Origin of the sequence: Actinoplanes sp. NBRC 103695 (genome assembly GCF_030269485.1) — a bacterium.
Classification (GTDB): domain Bacteria; phylum Actinomycetota; class Actinomycetes; order Mycobacteriales; family Micromonosporaceae; genus Actinoplanes.
The window spans coordinates 22,323-43,541 of record NZ_BSTL01000037.1 but is presented as its reverse complement, the minus strand read 5'-3'; the positions used below and the strand labels follow the sequence as shown (position 1 = coordinate 43,541).

The window sequence follows — 21,219 nt, the reverse complement described above, 5'->3', positions numbered from 1 at the left end:
GGCTGCTCGCCGAGTTGGGCAGCTCCACGTCCGCCGCGCTGCGGGAGCTCAAGGCGACCGTGGGTTTGCTCCGCGACTCCGACGACGATCCTCCCTCCGGGGTCGCCGAGCCGGCGCCGGGCCTGGCCCAGTTTCCTGAGTTGATCGAGGCCTGCTGGGCGGCCGGGATCGACGTCACCCTGCATACCTACGGGCCGCGCGGGTCGCTGCCCCCGCTGGTCGAGCTCACCGTCTTCCGCGTCGTCCAGGAGGCCCTGACCAACATCACCAAACACGCGGTACACCCCGTCGTCACGATTACCCTGGCGTACGCCAAGGACACCTTCTCCGCTCACGTGTTGAACACCGGCGCCCGCCCCGGCCCGGCCGGATCGGACGGTTACGGGCTGATCGGCATGCGCGAGCGTGCCCGTGCGGCACTGGCCGGGAGAACGTGCGGCTCAACCAGGTGATGAGGTTCGAGCAGCGGCCGACGGTCCAGGCCGAGATTGTGCATTCGGTGGTGGTGGCCGACGAGGTGTGGGGGGAGTGGCATTTCTACGACGAGGACGGGAAAGCTGAGCGCGGCGTCATTGTCCTGGTTGTCGACCGTGATCAGGATCTGATTCGCAGCTCGCGCTTCTACATGGAGGTTGTGAAGGACGCCTTGTTCATGTAGCAAGGCGGAATCTTCCCGCCGCCGTCGAACCACAGTGAGCTGTAGTTCGACGGCGGCGGGCCCGGCCAAGGAGTCTTCATTGTGGCGACTCGGATGGAAATGTCGCCGACCAGTTGAGGCGCGGTCGCGTGCCCTCTCCTTCGTCATCGCCAAGTGGACATATGTGCGCATGGTAAGAGGACATACGAACAATCTGCCTCCAATCTCGGTTTTCGACAAGCCATGCGCCGCCAGTGCGGTTATCTCGCGTTCACGGTCGGCCGAGGGGGAGAGTGGCCTTGGAGGTCGGGTACGGCGCTGACGCCGCCGGGGCGGGACAGGAAGCGCTCGATCGGCGCATGGGTGGCAGCCGGTGACAGCAGCGAGGCTACGGCGCAGCATCTGGTTGATATCGGCCCAGCGGATCAGTTCCTCGGACACGCTCGGGTCGCGTTCGTAGTCGCGGGCGGCATTCCCTGTACGGATCCCGAGATTGTCGCGGTCAGCTTGAGCGGAATTCTGCGAGCGGGTCCGTGACTGCTTGGCGCCATCGATCACGATGGCCGGTGGCCAGCAGACGGTAGTAGATGGTTTCGCGGCGTTCGTCTCCGGTGGCGCCGTCATGATTGCCGACGTTATGGGCCAGCAGGTAATGCGCGAACAGAACGCTTCCGGCTGCTCCGGTGGCCTGCGTCGGCATTCCCAGTTCGATCCTGGGGTAAGGCCCGTCGTTCATGTCCTCGACCCGGGTCAGGGCATCGGCTCCGCGCTCGGCGAGATACCGGCCGAAGCGTACGTGCGTACCTGGCCACATCCAAAGATTGCCGCGGTCCTCCTGGCGATGGTCTGTCAGCCAAATGCCGGCCAACATGGTGAAAGTTCCTGGACGACCGTCAGCCTCGCCCGGTGTCAGGCCGTCAACGTGTGGGCCGCCCGGCCGGTGCGGCCACGGCGGCGTAGTGATCGCGACCTGCGCGAAGTCGGGCTCCTGCACGTCAAGATCCGACCGCAGCAGCTGCGCGGCCAATCGCGACAACCCCACCTCTCGGTAGAAGGCGAGCAGCGGATGCCCATCCGCCGGGAAACGTGGCCACAGAAAATGGGGGCCGACGTGTCCGTCGGGGGCAGGGTCCGCCGCGAGGAGATTGGCGACCAAATGCTGACCCGCCGCGATCTGCTCGTCAGACAAGACATTGGGGATTACGACGAAACCGTCGTGGCGAAAGTCGGCTACCGTTTTGATCGACCGGCATGACGCCATCGAACCAGCCCCCGACGGCGGAAACAAACGAGTTTCCGCCACGGTATCCATCGCGGAGCCCCGTCGTCTCAGTCCGTCAAACACAGGGACCCGAGGCGAGTGCACTCAACTCGGCATGTCCGCGTGGGCCGGTGATCGTCGGGGCCAACGATCCTGCCGGTTTGACGCGCGGTGGACGGCTGTCCGGTAGGTGTAGAGACACGTCGGCGACCCGGACCAGGTCTTCCTTGGCGAGACCGCCGCCCGGGACAGCCGTTGCGACTCCGACGCTGACTGTGAGGAAACCGCTGGGCGACGGCGCGTGCTCCTCGCCTGCGCATCTTCGCTGCGCAGCTGCGGGTGCTGGACGATCCCGCGTCGATCGCGGGCACTTGATCGATCCCGAGGGTCGTCAGGTCCGGGCGTTTGAGGGAGGCCGGGTTCGGGTGCGCTGGGCGTCTTCGCGCCACCTGTCGCCGCGCCTGACCAGGTAGTTCGAGGAGACGTACCGCCAGGGAATGATGGCCAGGATGACGGCGACCCAGAGGATCTCCGTGGTTGATGCCCAGGTGTCCGGGTCCATCTTGTCGTCCAGCCACAGTGGCAATGCGACGGCTGCGAGCCAGATCAGTTTCCAGGCCGCCTCGAACAGCAGGATCGGCAGCATCTGTACCGGATACCGCAGTCCGAGCAAGGCGAGGAGGGACATCGCCACCAGCATGCAGGTGACCACGCTGGTCATCACCGGCCACGGTTGGTCGTGGTTGAACAGGAGGGGCCATTTGTACGCCACCAGACCGCCGCCGAGTATCAAGTACCCCAGTCGCAGCAGGTGCAGGCGCCGCAGGGGCAGTTCACGCGGTGCAGGGCTGTGATCGAGTGACGGATGAGTTGTTGCGGCTTTCATCAGATGTCTCCGTCGAGTTGTGGTGATGCGGCGGCCGTCGGTGGTGCATCGACGAAGCTGATCTCGACTCGCTGGACCGGACGCTGAACTGGCATGTCCGCCACGGTAGGGACGGTGCCGGGCGTGGCCATCCGTGGCAGTACGGAGTCAGTACTGAACCCGACCTGCAAGATCGAATCAGTGGCGGTCGTAGTACCTTCGGGGCATGGCCGCGTCTGCCCGACGATCCGGCAACCTGCCTGCCGAAACGTTGAGCTTCGTCGGCCGCCGTGCCGAGTTGGCGGAGGCCAGGAGGCTGCTGACCGCCGCGCGCCTGGTCAGCCTGGTCGGCCCCGGCGGGGTGGGCAAGACGCGCCTGGCGGTCCGGATTGCCGCTGATCTCGGGCGGATTCTCCCCGGCGGCGCCTGGCTGGTGGAACTGGCCGACGTCCGGGACCCGGTGCTGGTGCCGAATGCGGTGATGGCCGCTTTCGACCTGCGTGACCAGGCCTCGACCGAGCCGGTGGATCTGCTGCGGTCGTACCTGCGGGACAGGGAACTGCTGCTGGTGCTCGACAACTGCGAGCACCTGCTCGACGCGACGGCGCGGCTGGCCGATGAGGTGCTCCGAGCCGCGCCGGGAGTACGCGTGGTCGCGACCAGCCGGGAACCGCTGTCGGTGGCGGGCGAGCATGTGCTGCCGGTGCCGCCGCTGGATCTGCCGTCGCACGCCGAGCCACTCGCCCGGACGGGCCTGAACGACGCGGTCCGGCTGTTCGTCGTGCGGGCTGCCGCGGCGACGGGCCGCTTCGAGCTGACCGAGGCGAACCGGGCTGCCGTGGTCGACGTGTGCCGGCGGCTGGACGGACTGCCGCTGGCCATCGAGCTGGCGGCGGTGCGGACCCGGGCGCTGAGCCTTGAGCAGATCCGCGATCGGCTGAGTGACCGGTTCGAGCTGCTCACCGGCGGCAACCGGGCGGCGCTGCCACGCCACCAAACCCTGTACACCGCGACCGAGTGGAGCTACAACCTGCTCACACCGGCCGAGCAGACATTGTTGATGCGGCTGTGTGTGTTCGCCGGCAGATTCACGCTCGATGATGCGGAAGCCGTCTGCTGCGCCGACGACCTGCCGGCAGCCCAGGCGCTGAACCTGTTGTCAGCATTGCTGGACAAGTCGTTTCTGAGTAAGGAGGATGCCGCCGGGCTCGCCTGCTACCGGTTGCCCGAAACGATGCGAGAGTATGCGCGGCGCAAGCTGCGTGAGTCCGGCGACGAGGATGCCGTGGAGCTGCGCTGCGCCGACTACTACCTGGACCGATGTCAGCAGTTCGCCGTGACCGGCCGGTACCGCCTGCTGCCGTCGCTGGCGTGGCTGGACCTGGAGATCGACAATATCCGGGCCGCACTGCGAACGTGCATCGACCGTGACGACCTCCACCGCGCGGCCGGCGTGGCGACGGCTCTCATCTGGTACTGGATCACCCGTGCGACGACCGAGGGGGTGCGCTGGCTCGACGAGTTACTGACGGGCCACGTCGGCGATCCCTGGACGTATTTCGCGCGGGGCTTCCTGGGCGTGATCCAGAACGACAAGGATGCGGCAACCCGCGTACTCGATCGTGGTGTGACCGTGGCCCGCGCGGCCGGACGGCCGGACGCGCTGTCGCAGATTCTCGCCATGGCGTCGATCGCCGCTACCGGGCGCGGCGACCAGGGGTCCGCACAACGACTTCTCGATCAAGCCCGGGCCATCGCCGGCACGCTGAACGATCCGGGCACCTCCCTCATGACGTACCAGGCCCAGGCACTCAAGAGCCTTGCCGACGGTGACCTCGCCGCGGCCACGACGGCGGCCGCCGAAGGCGCCCGGCTCAGCCGTGAGACCGGCGACTTCTACAGCCTCGGCATGATGTTGATGAACCAGGGCTATGCCGCGCTCCGATCGGGCGCCTTCAGGGATGCCGAGCAGTGGCTTACCGAAGGCCTGCGGATCGCCCACGAGATCGACGACCGGGTGGCGCAGTGCTACCTCCTCGGCGCGCTCGGGTGCTGCGCCGCGGCCGACCGAAGGCCGCAGCCGGCCGCGAAACTTCTCGGCGCGATGGAGAGCCTCCGCGCCGAGATCGGAGCCACTGTCCTCCCGAGCGTGGCGCCGGCGCTGGCGCTGGCCACCCGGTCAGCCACCGCAGCGCTCGGTGTGGCGACCTTCAACTCGGCCTATCACGCCGGCCGGCAACTGAGCCGAGAGGCTGCGGTAAGGCTCGCCCTGCGCGCACCCATCGCAACAGCGCCGGCAGTCCAATCGAACCCGGGCACTCTCAGCCGGCGCGAACTCGATGTCGCGCGGCTCGTGGCCGACGGTCGGAGCAACAAGGAGATCGGCACCCGGCTGTTCATCTCCGAGCGCACGGTGGAGAGTCACGTCCGCAACATCCTGACCAAACTCGGCTTCACTTCGCGAACCCAGGTCGCCGGCTGGATCGCGGCTCAACGCGCGCCAGACACTTCCGAGTAGCTCGCTGAGGCCGGCGTACCGGGTCGTCAGACGGCACCGTGGGACCGGTGCGGCAGGACGCCGCCCGGGCCGTGCCGTGGGGCGGCCCTGCGATCCCCGCGGCCGGCACCCGGTCCAGCGAAAATTCCGTGACGGGCACCCTGAAACCTGGTGGGCCACCGACGCCCAGCTCGGCTGATGGGGACCCGACGGAAACACCCGCCTCGTGGTCGCGACCACCGACCCGGCCGACCCGGCCGTCCTGCCGGACAACGCAACCTGGTACCTGGCCACGAATCCGCCCCGGCCCGGCGGGCCGCACGACACCCCCAGCGCAGCCCATGTGTCCACGGTGAACAGTTGCCGGACGGCAATTGCCTCGATGAGTCGATATAGATGAACCGTTATCTCACCGGCTCGCCCCGACTTGACTACGATTCAGGCATTGACCGATCGTTCTGCGTCTATGGGATTGCAGACGCGACCGGCTGTTGCTCCGGGCCGCTATGCGACGATGCCGTGCTGGGCCGGGCGTGATCCTGAGTAGGAGAACCAGATGCCCCCACGTTTTCCCGTCCAGCGAGTGGTCTCCATCGTTCTGTCCACGGTGTTCGCGGTCGCGACGGTCGCGACGGTCGGCGCGGCTCCGGCGGCCGCCGCGCCGACCGGCGATATCCGGCTCGCCGGTGTCGCCAACGCCGTTTCCGGAAGCTACCTGGTCATCTTGAAGGACAACTCGGTCGCCGCGCGAGGACCCGCACGCGGCGCGGCGGTCAGTTCGAAGGCGACCGCACTGATCCGCTCCTACGGCGGCGCGGTCAGTCAGGTGTACGGCGCGGCGGTCACCGGATTCGCCGCCCGGATGAGCGAGTCGGCCGCGAAGCGGCTCGCCGCCGACCCTGACGTGTCGTACGTCGAGCAGGACCAGGTCTTCTCGACCACCGGAACCCAGTCCGGCGCCACTTGGGGCCTGGACCGGATAGATCAGCGCAATCTGCCGCTCAGCACGACGTACACCTACCCCAGTACGGGGCCTAACGTGCACGCCTACATCATCGACACCGGCATCCTGACCAGCCATAGCGAGTTCGGGGGCCGGGCGACCAGCGGCTACGACTTCGTCGACAACGACAGCAACGCCACCGACTGCAACGGCCACGGCACCCACGTCGCCGGCACGGTCGGCGGCTCGACCTACGGCGTGGCCAAAGGCGTCCTCCTGGTTGGCGTACGCGTGCTGAACTGCTCGGGCAGCGGGACGACCGCCGGAGTGGTCGGCGGCATCAACTGGGTGACCAGCAACGCGATCAAGCCGGCCGTTGCCAACATGAGCCTCGGCGGTGGGGCGAGCACGACCATCGACAACGCGGTGGCTGCCTCGATCTCCTCGGGTGTCACCTACGGCGTCGCGGCCGGCAACGGCAACATCCTGGGCCGCCGGCAGAACGCCTGCAACTATTCGCCGGCGCGGGTGCCGACGGCGATCACCGTGGGCGCGACACAGAACAACGACGCCGCCGCCAGCTTCTCGAACTTCGGCACCTGCGTCGACATCCTTGCGCCGGGCGTGAACATCACGTCGTCGTGGTACTCCAGCACCACCGCGACGAACACGATCAGCGGCACGTCGATGGCCACTCCGCACGTCGTCGGCGCGGCGGCGCTGGTGCTGCAGGCCAATTCCTCGTATACCCCGGCGCAGGTCTCCTCCTTCCTGACCGCTAACGCGACCACCGGTGTGGTGACCAACCCGGGCACCGGTACCCCGAACCGCCTCCTCTACGTCGTCAACTGAGTCCATCGATCGCGACGCCCCGGCCGCTTGCGGCCGGGGCGTCGTCGTTCCCGGACCCCTGCGTCCGGTGTGGACGGGCGCGTGTTCACCGTGTCGTGGCACCGCGACGGGATTCATGACCGCGAGTAGACCATCGCTCACCGGGCGTGCTTGATCAAGAGCGGTGCTACCAGCGGGTAAGCATCGAGGCCATTCAGGTGTCACTAACCTAGAGTGACTTCGGGCTTCATTGCTTTCAGCAACCAATACTCTGGTGTCATCTGCATGACGGTATGGCGCTGCGATCATAGGCGATATAAGTGCTGCTCCACGGCGCCTGTCGCCGGGTGGAAAGTTGACTTTGTTCATCGACTTTGTTTACGGCACCGTAACCGGCCGCCCTTACGCTTCACGCAGCGTTAGATCCGCGCATGTCAATGCGTCGATCTGTGCGCCGTCCGGTTCGCTGTACCCTGCCCACGAAGCGGGAGTCTGATGAGCACCTCGTCCCCACCGTTCGAGCCCGTTCTGGTCCTCACCGGGGGGTCAGGGATCGAGCCGAGCCCATACCTGGCCGCCGCTGCCACCTCGGCGGGCGCCACGGCCGTACTGGACCTGGACACCGGTGCCCCCTGGTCGCTGCGTCTGCTACGGCAGGCCGCCGCCCTCGCCGGCGGGCCGGTCGGGGTGCGCGTCCCGGCACAGTGCGCGGCCACCTCCGGGGACGTGCTGAACGCCACCGGCGGCCACCTCGCGGTCGTCGTGCTCACCGCCGACTCCGCCTGGCCGGTCGCCGGCCTGACCGCCGAGCACACCGTGCTGGTCGAGGTCACCAGCGTCGACGAGGCCCACCGGGCCGCCGACGCGGGGGCACACGGTCTGATCGCCCGCGGCATGGAATCCGCCGGCCGGGTCAGCGACCTGAGCACCTTCGTCCTGCTGCAACGCCTGATCGCCGCGGGCGTCGGCGACCTGCCCGTATGGGCGGCCGGCGGCATCGGCCCGCGGACCGCCGCGGCCGCCGTCACCGGCGGTGCGGCCGGCGTCGTTCTCGACAGCCAACTTCTGCTCATGCCCGAGGCCGACCTACCCGACGATGCGCGCGCCGCGGTCGCGCGCATGGACGGCACGGAGACCGTCATCGCCGCCGGACTGCGCGGGCTGCGGAGCCTGCGCGGCGACCTGCTCGGCATCGGGCCGGACGGCGTCCTCGCCGCCGGATACGCCCGCCGCTGGGCCGACACCGGCGCCGCTGTCCGCGCGGTCCTCGGGGCGATCCGGTCGGCCGCGACCGACGAGACCGCGGCAGCCCTGCTCGCCCCCGGCGGCCCGCTCGCCGAGGCGCTCGGCATCGACCTGCCGGTCGCCCAGGGTCCGATGACGCGGGTCAGCGACGAGCCGGGCTTCGCCGCCGCCGTGGCGGAGGCCGGGGGCCTGCCATTCCTGGCGCTGGCGCTTGCCGACGCGCGCCGCACCGAGCAGATGCTCACTGGCGCGGCCGCGGCCCTCGGCGACCACAAGTGGGGCGTCGGCGTTCTCGGCTTCGCCCCCGACGAGACCCGCGCCGGGCAGATGGAGGTGATCCGGCGGCTCCGCCCCGCCTACGCGATCATCGCCGGCGGCCGACCCGCGCAGGCGAAAGTCCTGGAGGACGAGGGCATCCGCACCTTCCTGCACGTACCCTCGCCCGGCCTGCTACGGCAGTTCCTGCAGGCCGGGTCGCGACGGTTTGTCTTCGAGGGCGCCGAGTGCGGCGGACATGTCGGCCCCCGGGCAAGCTTCCCGCTCTGGGAGGCGCAGCTCACGGTGCTCGAGGAATTCCTGGAGGACAACGGGAACACCGAGATCCAGGTCTTCTTCGCCGGGGGCGTCCACGACGCGCGGTCGGCGGCGATGGTGGCCGCACTCGCCGCGCCGCTGGCCCGGCGCGGGGTGCGGATCGGCGTGCTGATGGGTACGGCGTACCTGTTCACCGAGGAGGCGGTGAGGCACGGCGCGATCCAGCCACTCTTCCAACGCGAGGCGATCCGGGCCGAGCGGACCGCCCTGCTGGAGACCGCGCCCGGGCACGCCACCCGCTGCCTGCGGACCCGTTTCGTCGACGACTTCCACGAGCTGCGCAGCGGCCTCGAGGACGCCGGGGTGGAGCACCGGCAGATCTGGGAGAAGCTGGAGATGCTCAACGTCGGCCGGCTGCGGCTGGCCAGCAAGGGCCTGCGCCGTCACGACGGCCACCTGGTCGCGGTCGACGAGGCCGGGCAGGCCCAGGACGGGCTCTTCATGGCCGGCCAGGTGGCGGTGCTCCGCGACACGGTCACCACCGTCGCCGATCTGCACGCCGACGTCACCGAGGGCGCGCGGCGGCTGCTGGCCGCGCGGGTCGCCGAACCGGACGAGGAGCCGGTCGCCGTGGCCGACCCGCTGGACATCGCGATCATCGGCATGGCGTGCGTGTTCCCCGGATCCGCCGACCTGCCGGGCTACTGGCGCACGATCCTCAGCGGGGCCGACGCGGTCACCGAGGTCCCCGCCGATCGCTGGGACGCCGGCACCTACTACGCCCCCGAGGTAGGTCCCGGCCAGGCCGGCCGGATCAGCGTCTCCCGGTGGGGCGGCTTCATCGACCCGGTGCCGTTCGACGCCATCCGGTACGGCATTCCACCCTCCGCTCTGGCCAGCATCGACCCCACTCAGCTGCTCGCCCTGGAGGTGTCGCAGCAGGCGCTCGCCGACGCCGGGTACGCGTACGACGCGGCCGGCGCCGACCACTCCCGCACCGGGGTGGTCTTCGGCGCGGAGGCCGGCGGCGACCTGGCCGGCGCCACGTCGCTGCGGGCGCTGCTCCCGGCGTACATCGGCGAACTGCCGGCCCAGCTGGACGAGCAGCTGCCGGTGATCACCGAGGACTCCTTCCCCGGCGTGCTGGCCAACGTCATCGCCGGACGGGTCGCCAACCGGCTCGACCTCGGGGGCCCCAACTTCACCGTGGACGCCGCCTGCGCCTCCTCGCTCGCCGCGCTCGACGCCGCCTGCAAGGAACTGGCCACCGGCGGCAGCGACCTGATGATCTGCGGGGGCGCCGATCTGCACAACGGCATCAACGACTACCTGATGTTCACCTCGGCACACGCGCTCTCGCCGACCGGCCGTTGCCGCACCTTCGACAGCTCGGGCGACGGGATCGCGCTCGGCGAGGGTGTCGCCACCGTGGTCCTCAAGCGGGTCGCTGACGCCGAACGCGACGGCGACCGTGTCTACGCGGTGATCAAGGGACTGGGCGGCGCCAGCGACGGCCGGGCGCTCGGCCTCACCGCGCCGCGCGCCGAAGGGCAGCGGCGGGCACTGGACCGGGCGTACGCGATGGCCGGGATCAGCCCCCGCGAGGTGGGCCTGGTCGAGGCACACGGCACGGGGACGGTGGTCGGCGACCGCACCGAGCTGGAGACGCTGACGCGGCTCTACACCGAGGAGGGCGCCGAACCCGGTTCGTGCGCTCTCGGCTCGGTCAAGTCGCAGATCGGGCACACCAAGTGCGCGGCGGGCCTGGCCGGGGTGATCAAGGCGGCGCTCGCGCTGCACCACGGGATCAAGCCACCGACGATCAACCTGTCCCGGCCCAACCCGGCCTGGTCGGCCGACCGCAGCCCGTTCGTCTTCCACACCGAGGCGCGCCCCTGGGCTGCGCCGGCTGCTGAACGGGTGGCCGCGGTCAGCGCATTCGGCTTCGGCGGCACCAACTTCCACGCGGTGCTGGCCGCGCACCCGGCCGGCGCAAGGCCACGGCACGCCCGGCAGGACTGGCCGGCCGAGCTGTTCTGCTTCCGCGGCGCCGACCGGGAAGCCGCGCATCGCGGCGTGCGGCGGCTGGTGGAGCGGGCCGGTCAGCGGGCGGCGTCGCTGCGGGAGCTGGCGGCTCGGTGGGCGGCGGAGTCGGACGCCCGCACGGGTCCGGTGCGGATCGCCGTGGTCGCGCACGACGTCGACGAGCTGACCACGCTGCTCGGCCGGGCCCTGGCCGGCGACGACAGCCCACGACATGGCCTGATCCAGCCGCCCGAGCACACCGGTGACCCCGGCCGGGTCGCGTTCCTCTTCCCCGGCCAGGGCAGCCAGCGGCCGGGCGCGCTCGCCGACCTCTTCGTCGCCTTTCCCGAGCTGCACCACTACCTGGACCTCGGCCGGGACTGGGCGGATCTGTTGTTCCCGCCGACCGCCTTCGGCGCCGAGGCCGAGCAGGCCCAGAAGGATCTGCTCCGGGACACCCGCAACGCGCAGCCGGCCCTGGGCGTCGGCGGGCTCGCCGTCGACCACCTGCTGCGCCGCGTCGGCGTGCGTCCCGACCTGGCCGCCGGGCACAGCTACGGCGAACTGGTCGCGCTCTGCGTCTCCGGCGCGTTCGACCCGGCTACGCTGCTCGCCCTGAGCCGGGAGCGGGCCGCCGCCATCCTGGCCGCCGCCGGCGACGATCCCGGCACGATGGCCGCCGTCAGCGCCACGCCGTCGCAGATCGAGCAGGTGCTCACCGCCGCCGGCATGGCCGGCGCTGTGGTGGTGGCCAACCACAACGCGCCCGCGCAGACCGTGATCTCCGGCGCCACCGCGGCGGTCAAGGCGGCCACCGCGGCGCTGACGGCGGCCGGGCTGACGGCACGTGCCATTCCGGTCGCCTGTGCCTTCCACAGCCCGGTGGTCGCGGCCGGGAGCGAGAGCTTCGCGCGGGTGCTGGCGGAGAGCACGATCGCTTCCCCAGCCGGGGAGGTCTGGGCCAACCGTACGGCCGCGATCTACCCGTCCGATGCCGACGGCGTACGCGCGGAACTGGCCGCCCAGATCGCCGCGCCGGTCCGCTTCGTCGACCAGATCGAGGCGATGTACGCCGGTGGCGCCCGAGTCTTCGTCGAGGCCGGCCCCGGCCAGGTCCTCACCGGGCTGGTCGGCGCCGTCCTCGGTGACCGTGACCACCTCGCCGTCGCTGTCGACGGCCGCTCCGCCGACGGCCTGACTGCCCTGCTGCTCGCGATCGGCCGGCTCGCCTGCGCCGGCGTGCCGGTGAACACCGGCTGGCTGTTCCACGGCCGCTCCGCCCCGGCGACACGCCCGGACGGCCCGCCGCGTCCGGTGTGGACGGTCGACGGCCACCTCGTACGTGACCCGAACGGTGCCTGCCTGCCGGGCGGTCTCCGGCCGGCCCGACGCATCTCCGAGGAGATTCTGATGACAACCACCAGCCAGCCGGCCGCGGACGGTCCCGGCGCGTTGCTCGCCGACTACCTGCGGACCACCCGCGAGCTGATCACCTCGCAGCGGGAGGTGATGCTCGCGTTCCTCGGACGACAGCCGATCGCGGCGTACCCGAGCGCCGAGAGCATGCCGGCGATGCTGGTGCCCGAGATCATCGCGGAAGCGGCGGCCGCTCCGGTCTCGCCGGCGCCTGCGGCGATGCCGATCCCGGCGCTGCGCCCGGCCTTCGACGTGCAGTACGCGGTGCTCGCGGTGATCAGCGACCGTACCGGCTACCCGGCCGAGCTGATCGAGCTGGACCTGGATCTGGAGGCCGACCTCAGCATCGACTCGATCAAGCGGGCCGAGGTAGCCGGTGAGGTGGCCACCCGGCTCGGCCTCACAGTCGACGGCGACGAGGCTCAGCTGGAGGAGTTGGTCCGCGCCCGCACGGTTCGCGCCATGGTCGGCTGGCTCGACAGCCGCATCAACGGCGCGGGCGCGGATGTGGCGGCCCTTACCGCGGCTCCCGGGACCGGCGTCGCGGTGGCCGGCGCCGCGCTAGATGTGCACAGCGCCGTGCTGACGGTGATCAGCGACCGTACCGGCTACCCGGCCGAGCTGATCGAGCTGGACCTGGATCTGGAGGCCGACCTCAGCATCGACTCGATCAAGCGGGCCGAGGTAGCCGGTGAGGTCGTCACCCGCCTCGGTCTCGCCGGCGGCAGTGACGAGACCGAACTGGAGGATCTGGTCCGCGCCCGCACCGTGCGCGCGATGGTCGACTGGCTGGACGGGCGCATCAACGGGGCCCCTGCTGCGGCCACGGCGGGGGCGCCGGATTTTTTTGAGCCCGCGCCGGCGGACGCCGGCGCGGGCATCGCACCGCAGCGGCTCGTCCCGGTGTGGCGTGCCGCCGAGGGGCACGGCGGCACGGCGGCACTGGCGGGCGCCCGCTTCCTGGTCACCGGCGGCTCGGCCGCATGCGGTGCGCTCGCCGGCCTGCTCGCCGAGGCCGGCGCGGCCGTCATCACGGGCGATGATCAGGACGTCGACGGGGTCGTTCTGCTCGACGGTCTGTCCGGGACGGGTGCACCGATCCTGCCCGGCGCCTTCCCGTTGCTGCGGCGGGCCCTGGCCGGCGGGGCGCGCTGGATCCTCGCCGCCGGGCGGCCGGGCACCCGCACCGACGGGCTGCGCGGCCTGTTCCGCACCATCGCCCGGGAGTACCCCTCGGCGACGGTCCGCTGGGTCGAGGTCGACGCCACGGTCGAGGACGACGCCGTCGCGCCGCTGCTGCTGGCGGAACTGGGGGAGACCGCCACCGTGCCGGTGGTCCGGCGCGGGCCGGCCAGCCGGTTCCGCGACGACCTGGAACCGCAGGGCCTGGGGGCGCTGGCCGACGGCGGCGCCGGCCCGGCCGGCGACGGAGCCGCCGAGGCCCGTGCGCTCGGGCTCGGCCCCGACTCGGTCATGGTGCTGGTGGGCGGCGCGCGGGGCATCACACCCTGGTTCGCGCGGGTGCTCGCGTCGGCCGCGCGGTGCCGGATCGAACTGGTGGGCCGTACCCCTCTGCATGATGGCCCGGCCGGGCCGGACCTGCCCGCCGGAATGGACAAGGCGGCGCTACGGTCGGAACTGGCGCGGCGAGGCATGCGCTCGCCGGCCGAGATCGACCGGGTGGCCGGCGCCGTGCTCGCCGCCCGCGAGGTCGAGGCGACCATCGCCGAGCTGCGCGACCTGGGTGCCGCGGTCAACTATCACGCCGTCGACGTCCGCGACGCGGAGGCCACCCGGCAGCTGATCACGAAGATCCACGACGAGTACGGACGGATCGACGGCGTCGTCTACGCGGCCGGGATCATCGAGGACAAGCTGATCGCCGACAAGGACCCGGAATCGTTCAACCGGGTCTACCGGACCAAGGTCGACGGGGCCGCGACCGTGCTCTGCGCGCTCACCGAGTGCGCGGCGCAGCCCGCGTTCGTGGTGCTCTTCGGCAGCATCGCCGCCGCCTACGGCAATCGCGGGCAGAGTGACTACGCCGCCGCCAACGACGCGCTGGACTCGCTCGGCGAACGGTGGGCCGGCTCCACCGGGCACCGGCTGGTCACCATCCACTGGGGACCATGGGCGCCCGGCGCCGGGCACGGCGGCATGGTCACCCCCGAGCTGATGCAGGCGTACGCCCGCCGGGGCATCGACCTGATCGACCCCGAGGAGGGCGCGCTCAGCCTGCTACGCGAGCTCGCCTGGGGCGAGGCCGGGTCGGTCGTCTACACGGCCGCAGGATGGCGAGAGTGAACTCCGGCGTGCAACAGCCGACCGCGATCGTCGGCATGGCCGCGATCCTGCCCGGAGCGGGAGACCTGGCCACCTACTGGCGCAACCTGACCGAGGGCCGGGACGCGATCACCGAGGTGCCGGCCGGCCGGTGGGGCGGGCCGCACTACGATCCCGACCAAGCGCACCGGCCCGACCGCCTCTACTGCAACCGCGGCGGGATAGTCGACGAGTTCGCCACGTTCCAGCCACTGAGCTACGGCATCATGCCGAACTCGGTCACCGACATCGAACCCGACCAGCTGCTCATGCTCGACGTCGCGGCAGCCGCGATCCGCGACGCCGGCGGCGCCGAGCGGATGCCCGCCGCCGACCGGATCGGCGTGATCATCGGCCGCGGCGGCACGCTCAGTCCCGGCCAGGCCCGGCACGCCCAACGGGTCCGGCTGCCCACCCAGGTCATCCAGATCCTGCGCGAGCTGATCCCGTCGGTCACCGATCAGCAGATCGAGGCGGTCCGGCGGCGCTTCGACGAGCAACTCGGCCCATGCCAGCCGGAGGGGCTGATCGGCCTGGTGCCGAACCTGGCCGCCTCCCGGGTGGCGAACCGGCTCAACCTGCGCGGCCCGGCGTACACCGTGGACGCCGCCTGCGCCTCGTCGCTGCTGGCCGTCGACCAGGGCATCTCCGAGCTGGCCGCGGGCAAGCTCGACGCGGTGCTGGCCGGGGGCGTGCACCACGTGCACGACATCAGCTTCTGGTCGGTCTTCAGCCAGCTCGGCGCACTCTCCCGGCAGGGCCGGATCCGGCCCTTCGACGCGAGCGCCGACGGACTGCTGATCGGCGAGGGCACCGGGGTTGTCGTGCTCAAACGACTTGCCGACGCGGAACGCGACGGCAACCGGATCTACGCGGTGATCCGCGGCACCGGCGTCTCCAGCGACGGCCGCTCCGCCAGCATGTTCAACCCGGCAAGCTCGGGGCAGGCGCTCGCCATCCGGCGGGCCTGGCAGGCCGCGGGCCAGGACCCGCAGGCGCCGGACGCGCTCGGACTCCTCGAAGCGCACGGAACGGCCACCCCGACCGGGGACGCGGCCGAGCTGAACACGCTGGCGGAGGTCTTCGGACCGCACCGGGGCGGCCCGCGCGCGGTGATCGGCTCGGTCAAGTCGATGATCGGGCATGCGATGCCGGCCGCCGGCATCGCCGGACTGATCAAGGCGGCCCTCGCCGTGCACCATGGCGTGCTGCTGCCCACGCTGCACGTCGACAACCCCCGCAAGGAACTGGCCGCCACCCGCTTCACGACCATCAACAAGGCGGCGGCATGGGAGGGGCCGCGCCGCGCCGGCGTCAACGCGTTCGGCTTCGGCGGCATCAACGCCCACGTGATCCTCGAACAATGGAAGGCGCCGGCCCCCACGCGCGCCCGTGTGGTGATCACCGAGCCCGAACGGGTGCTGCGCCTGGCGGCCGCCGACCCGGAGGCGTTGGACCGGCTGCTCGACCGCCCCGGTGACACGCCGGGCGACGGGCCGTGCCGGCTGGCCGTCGTGAATCCCACCGAGCAGCGCCTCGCCATCGCCCGCCGGATGGTACGCCGCAGCGAGCCGTGGCGGGGCGGACGCGACATCTGGTTCACTCCGCGCCCGTTGCTGGACGCGGGCGGCGGCAAAGTGATGTTCGTATTCCCCGGCGTCGAGGCCGAGTTCGCGCCGCGCACGGCCGACATCGCCGAACGTTTCGGACTGCCGGACCGCGAATGGTCGGCCGCCGATCTCGGACAGCACGGCACCGGACTGGTCGAGGCCGGCGTGCTGCTCGACATCGCACTCAAGAAGATCAACATCCACCCCGACGCGTACGCCGGACACAGCCTCGGCGAATGGACCGCCGCACGGGTCAGTGGGCTGATCGGCGCCGGTGGCGTGGACGAGTTCCTACGGGCGTTCGAAGCCTCGTCGGTCGAGGTGGCCGGCTACGCATTCGCCGCGATCGGCGCCGGCGCCGACCAGGTCACGCCGCTGCTCCCGGACTATCCCGGCGTGGTGCTGTCGCACGACAACGCTCCCGCACAAAGCGTGGTCAACGGCCCCCGCGAGCTGATCGACCGGCTCGTCGAGGACCTGCGGGACCGCCGGATCATGTGCCAGGCGTTGCCGTTCCGCTCGGCATTCCACACCCCGGCCTTCGAGCCCGGGCTGCGTGCGATCGCCGCGGCGCTGGGCCGATTCGAGATCAGACCGGGCGGCCTTCCGGTGTGGTCCGCGACGCTGGCCGCGCCGTTCCCGGCCGATCCGGCGCGGATCAGCGAGACATTCGTGCGGCACATGGTCACCACGGTGCGCTTCCGGTCCACCGTGGCCGCCATGCACGACGCGGGTTTTCGGGTCTTCCTACAGGTCGGAGCCGGGCAGCTGGCCTCGTTGATCGGCGACAACCTGCACGGCCGCCCGCACCTGGCGATGGCGGTCAACGTGGCCCGGCGCTCCGGCCTCGACCAGCTGCGGCGGGTCGCGGCGGCGCTGTGGGTGGAGGGTGCGTCGCCCGACTTCGCAGCGCTCGATGCCGAACCGGGGCGATCCGTGCCGGCGGGTGCGCGCATTGTCGAGCCGGGCGCCAAGCGCGGGCCGGCGTTCCCGCTCGATCTCGGCGGGCCCCAGATCTCGATGGGCGCGGACGCGGCGCAAATCCTCGGCATCAGCCCGTCCAGCCCGGCGCGGCTGCCGTCCGCGGCGATCCCGGCGCGCGCACCGATGTCCGCGTCAGGTCCAGCCCGCCCGCCTGCCTCTGCGGCCGGTCCGGCGCGCATGCCCGCCGGTGCCCCTGCGTCCGGAACGGCGCCGGCTCTCGCCGGGAGTACCGAAGGGGCCGCGATGCTCGACGCCCTCGGCCGGCTCGCCGGACACTCCAGCGCGGCGGCGGAACTGGCGGCGCTGCTGACCGAGACGGCCACCGACGCGGTCACCATGCTCACCGGAACGACCCGGCCGGTGAACGGTGCCCCACCGGCCGGTCGGGTGTCGCCGGCCGACGGCGCTCGATCCGCCGCCGGCACGCAACCCGGCAACGGGACCGCCGTTACGCAACCGGCGATCCCCGCCCGGCTGCCGGTCGCCGGTCGCCGGTCGGTCCTGCGGGTGTCGATGACCGACATGCCGTACCTGATGGATCACTGTTTCTTCGCGCAACCGCCGGACTGGCCGGACGCCGAGGACCGCTGGCCGGTGGTTCCGGCCACCACGGTCGCACAGCACATGATGGACGCCGCGGCCGCACCCGGCATGCGGGTGGTCGCCATCCGCGACGCCCGGTTCAGCCGCTGGCTGATCGCCGTCCCCGCGCAGGACGTCGAGATCACCGTGAAGCCCACCGGCCCGGGCGAGGTCTCCGTCGCCTTCGGCGGCTACGCACGCTCCACGGTGGAGCTCGCGCCCGCCTATCCGGGTCCGCCCGCCGGCGTATGGCGGCACGCGCCTGTCACCGAGCGGCCGCCGACGATCAGCGCCAAGCGGATGTACGCCGAGCGACTGATGTTTCACGGCCCGCTCTTCCAAGCGGTGACGGCGGTTCACGCATACGGTGACATGCACGTCCGCGGGCGGGTCACCGCGCCCGACGTCCCCGGCGCCCTGCTGGACAACGCGCTCCAGCTGATCGGCAACTGGATCATCACGACCCAGCCGAACCGCACCGTGGCGCTACCCGTCCGCCTGGGCCGGGTCCGCTTCTTCGGGCCGCCGCCGGCCCCGGGCACCGCCGTCGAGGTGGTGGCCCGGATCCGGCAGGTGGACTTCGAGCAGATCGTCGGCGGCGCCCAGTTGATCGTGGACGGCCGTGTGTGGGCGCAGATCGACGACGTGGTCGACCGCCGCTTCGACAGCCACCCGACTGCCCGGGTCGCGGAGCGATTCCCGCAGCGGCACGCCATGTCGCAGCTACAGTCCGAAGGCTGGACGCTGGTCCACGAGTACTGGACCGACCTGGTGACCCGTGGCATGGCGGCGCGCGGGATCCTCGGCGCGGCCGGCGGAGCCGAGTACGACGCCAAGCCGCCGGCGGTCCGCAGGCAGTGGCTGCTCGGCCGGATCGCCGTCAAGGACGCGGTCCGCTTCCGGCAATGGGAAGCCGGGCACACCGACGTCTACCCGATCGAGCTGACCGTCACCAACGACGCCGGCGGGCGCCCACGAGTGGCCGTACGCGAGGATCGCGGACTGATCGAGTGCGACGTCTCGCTGGCGCACTGCGGCGACCTGGCGGTCGCGATCGCCCGGCCCTACCCGCCCGGCGCCGACCGGGAGGCACCCGGCGTCGGCATCGACGCCGCCGAGATCACCACGCCGCAGGAGAGCACCGTCCGCCTCGCGCTCACCACGGACGAAGCGGACCTGCTCGGCCGGCTCGCCCCGGACGGAGGACGGGACCTCTGGTTCGCCCGGTTCTGGGCCGCGAAGGAGGCGGTGGCCAAGGGCGAGGGCACCGGCCTGCGCGGGCGGCCACGGGACTTCGTGGTGTCCGCCGCCGGCGCCGATGAGCTCACCGTCCGGACCGGCTCCCGCACGTACGCCGTCAGTCACCGCGAAGTCGGCAATCCACCGGACCTGCCGCCCCGCCGCTACATCGTCGCCTGGACCTGGGGCCCCCACCCAGCCTGAAACTGTTGAAGGAGCCTTCGTCATGCCCGTCGACAACGCCACCGTCACGGCCGAGGTAACCCAGATCCTGCGGACCGTGCTCGGTGACATCGAGCCGGACGTCCCGGTCTCCGCAGAAAGCACGTTCCGTGACGACCTCGGCATGGAGAGCATCGACGTGGTGGCGCTCGCCGGCCGGTTGCAGGCCCGCTACGGCGGCGTGAACTTCGCCCGGTTCGTCGCCACGCTCGACGTCGCCTCGATCGGCGACCTGAGCGTCGGTCACCTGGTCGACCACATCGTCGCGGAGCTGAACACCCCCGTGCCGGCCGAGGGAGCACGGTGAGCTTCGTCCAGGCGAACGGCGTCACCCTGCACGTGCAGGAGCTGGCCCCCGCAAGGTCTGGAAGGCCGCCGACCGTGGTGCTGCTGCACGGCCTGGCCGCCGACACCATGGCCAGCTGGTTCTTCACCCTTGCCTATCCACTCGTGGAGTACGGGTTCCGGGTGGTGCTGCAGGACCTGCGGGGGCACGGGCGCAGCGAGCGCCCGGTCAGTGGGTACGCCCTGGACGACTTCGTCGACGACCTGGACGCGTTGATCGGCCTCCAGGCCGACGGGCCGGTGCACCTGTTCGGCAACTCGTTCGGCGGCACGATCGCGTACGCCTACGCGGCCCGGCACCCGGACCGGGTCGCCGGGATCGTGGCCGTGGAGTCCAGCCCACCCACCGAGGAGTGGCTCGCACGCCTGCGCGAGCGGTTGCGCCACCGGCCGAGGATCCTCGCCACGAGCGCGCCCCGGTCCGGCGGTGTGCGGCTCGCCGACACCACCCTGCGTGACGACCTGCCTGCCAGCCGGCTGCCGGACCCGGCGGCGCTCGCGGCGATCCGCTGCCCGGTGCTGTGTCTCTACGGCGAGCGGTCCCCCGCCTACGAACTGGACCCATCGACCCGGCGACTGCTGCCGGCAGCGCGGACCGAGGTCTTCGCCGGCCAGCGACACTCCCTGCTGGTGGACCAGCCGACCGAGGTGTGGGCCGTGGTGACCGCCTGGCTGGACACCGAGTTCCCCCGTGGAGGATGACATGGAGCGATCGATCATCATCAGCAGCGGACGATGCGGGTCGACGATGCTGTCGGACCTGATCGTCGAGGAGCCGGACACGCTCTCGGCTCAGGAGTTCTTCATGGCGATGCCGTGGCGCTCCACCGGCGAAGCGCTCTCCGGCAGCGCGTACTGGGAGTTCATGAGCCGGCCGCGGGCGGACGTCGCCACGCTCTTCCGGATCGGGCTGGCGCCCGAGGAGGTCCGCTATCCGACGACCGGTCGATGGGCCACCGACCTCGGCAGCATGCCGCACGTCATGGGCATCACGCTGGCCAAGCTGACCGACGACCCGGACACGCTCTACGACCGGCTCGGCGAGCGGGTGCCCGGCTTCCCCCGTCAGAGCATGGTCCGCCACCACCAGGACTTCCTGGACGTGCTCGCGGAACTGCTCGGCCGGCGGCGCTGGGTGGAGCGGTCCGGCGGCTCCAGCCTGATCACGGCGCGACTGCTGGCCGGCTACCCGAGCGCCCGCATCATCTACCTGACCCGCAACTGGGCCGACACCGCGCGGTCGATGAGCAGACACCCGATGTTCCAGCTGGTGCAGCTACGGACCGAGGCGCTCAACCGGTTCGGCGTCGACCCGTTCGAGCTGGCGCCGGGCGATCCGGTGACGGACGAGATGCGGCCCTACCTGCCGGAGCGGATCGACGCCGTACGGCTTCGTGAACGCGGCGCCGACCCCGGCAAGTTCGTGCACCTGTGCGCCTTCATGAGCGGCCAGGCCGAGCAGGCGCTCGCCGACTCGCCGCCGGCGCACCTGCTCACCCTCGCCTACGAGGATGTGCTGCTCGATCCGGTCGGGCAGCTGACCAGGGTGGGCGAGTTCCTGCTCTTCGACGATCCGGCCGGCTGGGCCGACCAGGTCGGCGCCCGCGTCAAGGCACCGGCCGGCAGCGCGAGATGACCCAGCACACCGAACGGAGAATCCT

At 71.3% G+C, this 21,219-nt stretch carries 11 protein-coding genes; 9 read left to right on the top strand and 2 right to left on the bottom strand.

Annotation, left to right across the window (positions count from 1 at the left end; translation table 11 throughout):
- The first annotated feature begins 14 nt into the window (after window positions 1-14).
- Together QSK31_RS42070 and QSK31_RS42065 are read left to right on the top strand one after the other, a co-directional pair.
- The gene (locus QSK31_RS42070; RefSeq protein WP_285690506.1) at window positions 15-452 is read left to right on the top strand and encodes a sensor histidine kinase; all 438 of its coding nucleotides are present in this window, start codon (window positions 15-17) and stop codon (window positions 450-452) included.
- Window positions 434-658, top strand: a complete 225-nt coding sequence (locus QSK31_RS42065) for a hypothetical protein (protein ID WP_285690505.1) — start codon at window positions 434-436, stop codon at window positions 656-658. The genes QSK31_RS42070 and QSK31_RS42065 overlap by 19 nt, the downstream gene beginning before the upstream one ends.
- A gap of 481 nt (window positions 659-1,139) precedes the next feature.
- On the opposite strand, the gene QSK31_RS42060 is transcribed toward QSK31_RS42065, so the two are convergent.
- Both QSK31_RS42060 and QSK31_RS42055 read right to left on the bottom strand, forming a co-directional pair.
- Window positions 1,140-1,949: a phytanoyl-CoA dioxygenase family protein gene (locus QSK31_RS42060; protein WP_285690504.1), complete on the bottom strand. Its 810-nt coding sequence runs from the start codon at window positions 1,947-1,949 to the stop codon at window positions 1,140-1,142.
- Between the two features lie 340 nt (window positions 1,950-2,289).
- On the bottom strand, window positions 2,290-2,784 hold the full coding sequence (locus QSK31_RS42055) for a hypothetical protein (RefSeq protein ID WP_285690503.1): 495 nt from the start codon (window positions 2,782-2,784) through the stop codon (window positions 2,290-2,292).
- 205 nt (window positions 2,785-2,989) lie between these two features.
- Between QSK31_RS42055 and QSK31_RS42050 the strand changes: the two genes are divergently transcribed.
- From QSK31_RS42050 to QSK31_RS42020, 7 genes are all read left to right on the top strand, one after another.
- Window positions 2,990-5,281, top strand: coding sequence for a LuxR C-terminal-related transcriptional regulator (locus tag QSK31_RS42050; protein WP_285690501.1), 2,292 nt, complete (start codon window positions 2,990-2,992; stop codon window positions 5,279-5,281).
- Between the two features lie 535 nt (window positions 5,282-5,816).
- Entirely contained in the window at window positions 5,817-7,055 is a 1,239-nt protein-coding gene (locus QSK31_RS42045) for a S8 family peptidase (RefSeq protein WP_285690500.1), read from the top strand.
- Between the two features lie 474 nt (window positions 7,056-7,529).
- Window positions 7,530-14,558 (top strand): type I polyketide synthase, encoded by a 7,029-nt coding sequence (locus QSK31_RS42040; RefSeq protein ID WP_285690499.1) that lies wholly within the window; start codon window positions 7,530-7,532, stop codon window positions 14,556-14,558.
- Window positions 14,555-19,195 (top strand): type I polyketide synthase, encoded by a 4,641-nt coding sequence (locus QSK31_RS42035; RefSeq protein WP_285690498.1) that lies wholly within the window; start codon window positions 14,555-14,557, stop codon window positions 19,193-19,195. The genes QSK31_RS42040 and QSK31_RS42035 overlap by 4 nt, the downstream gene beginning before the upstream one ends.
- A 22-nt stretch (window positions 19,196-19,217) precedes the next feature.
- On the top strand, window positions 19,218-19,520 hold the full coding sequence (locus tag QSK31_RS42030; protein WP_285690497.1) for an acyl carrier protein: 303 nt from the start codon (window positions 19,218-19,220) through the stop codon (window positions 19,518-19,520).
- Window positions 19,517-20,260, top strand: a complete 744-nt coding sequence (locus QSK31_RS42025) for an alpha/beta fold hydrolase (RefSeq protein ID WP_285690496.1) — start codon at window positions 19,517-19,519, stop codon at window positions 20,258-20,260. Before QSK31_RS42030 ends, QSK31_RS42025 begins: the two co-directional genes overlap by 4 nt.
- 1 nt (window position 20,261) lies before the next feature.
- Window positions 20,262-21,194, top strand: coding sequence for a sulfotransferase family protein (locus tag QSK31_RS42020; protein ID WP_285690494.1), 933 nt, complete (start codon window positions 20,262-20,264; stop codon window positions 21,192-21,194).
- The last annotated feature ends 25 nt before the right edge of the window (window positions 21,195-21,219 follow it).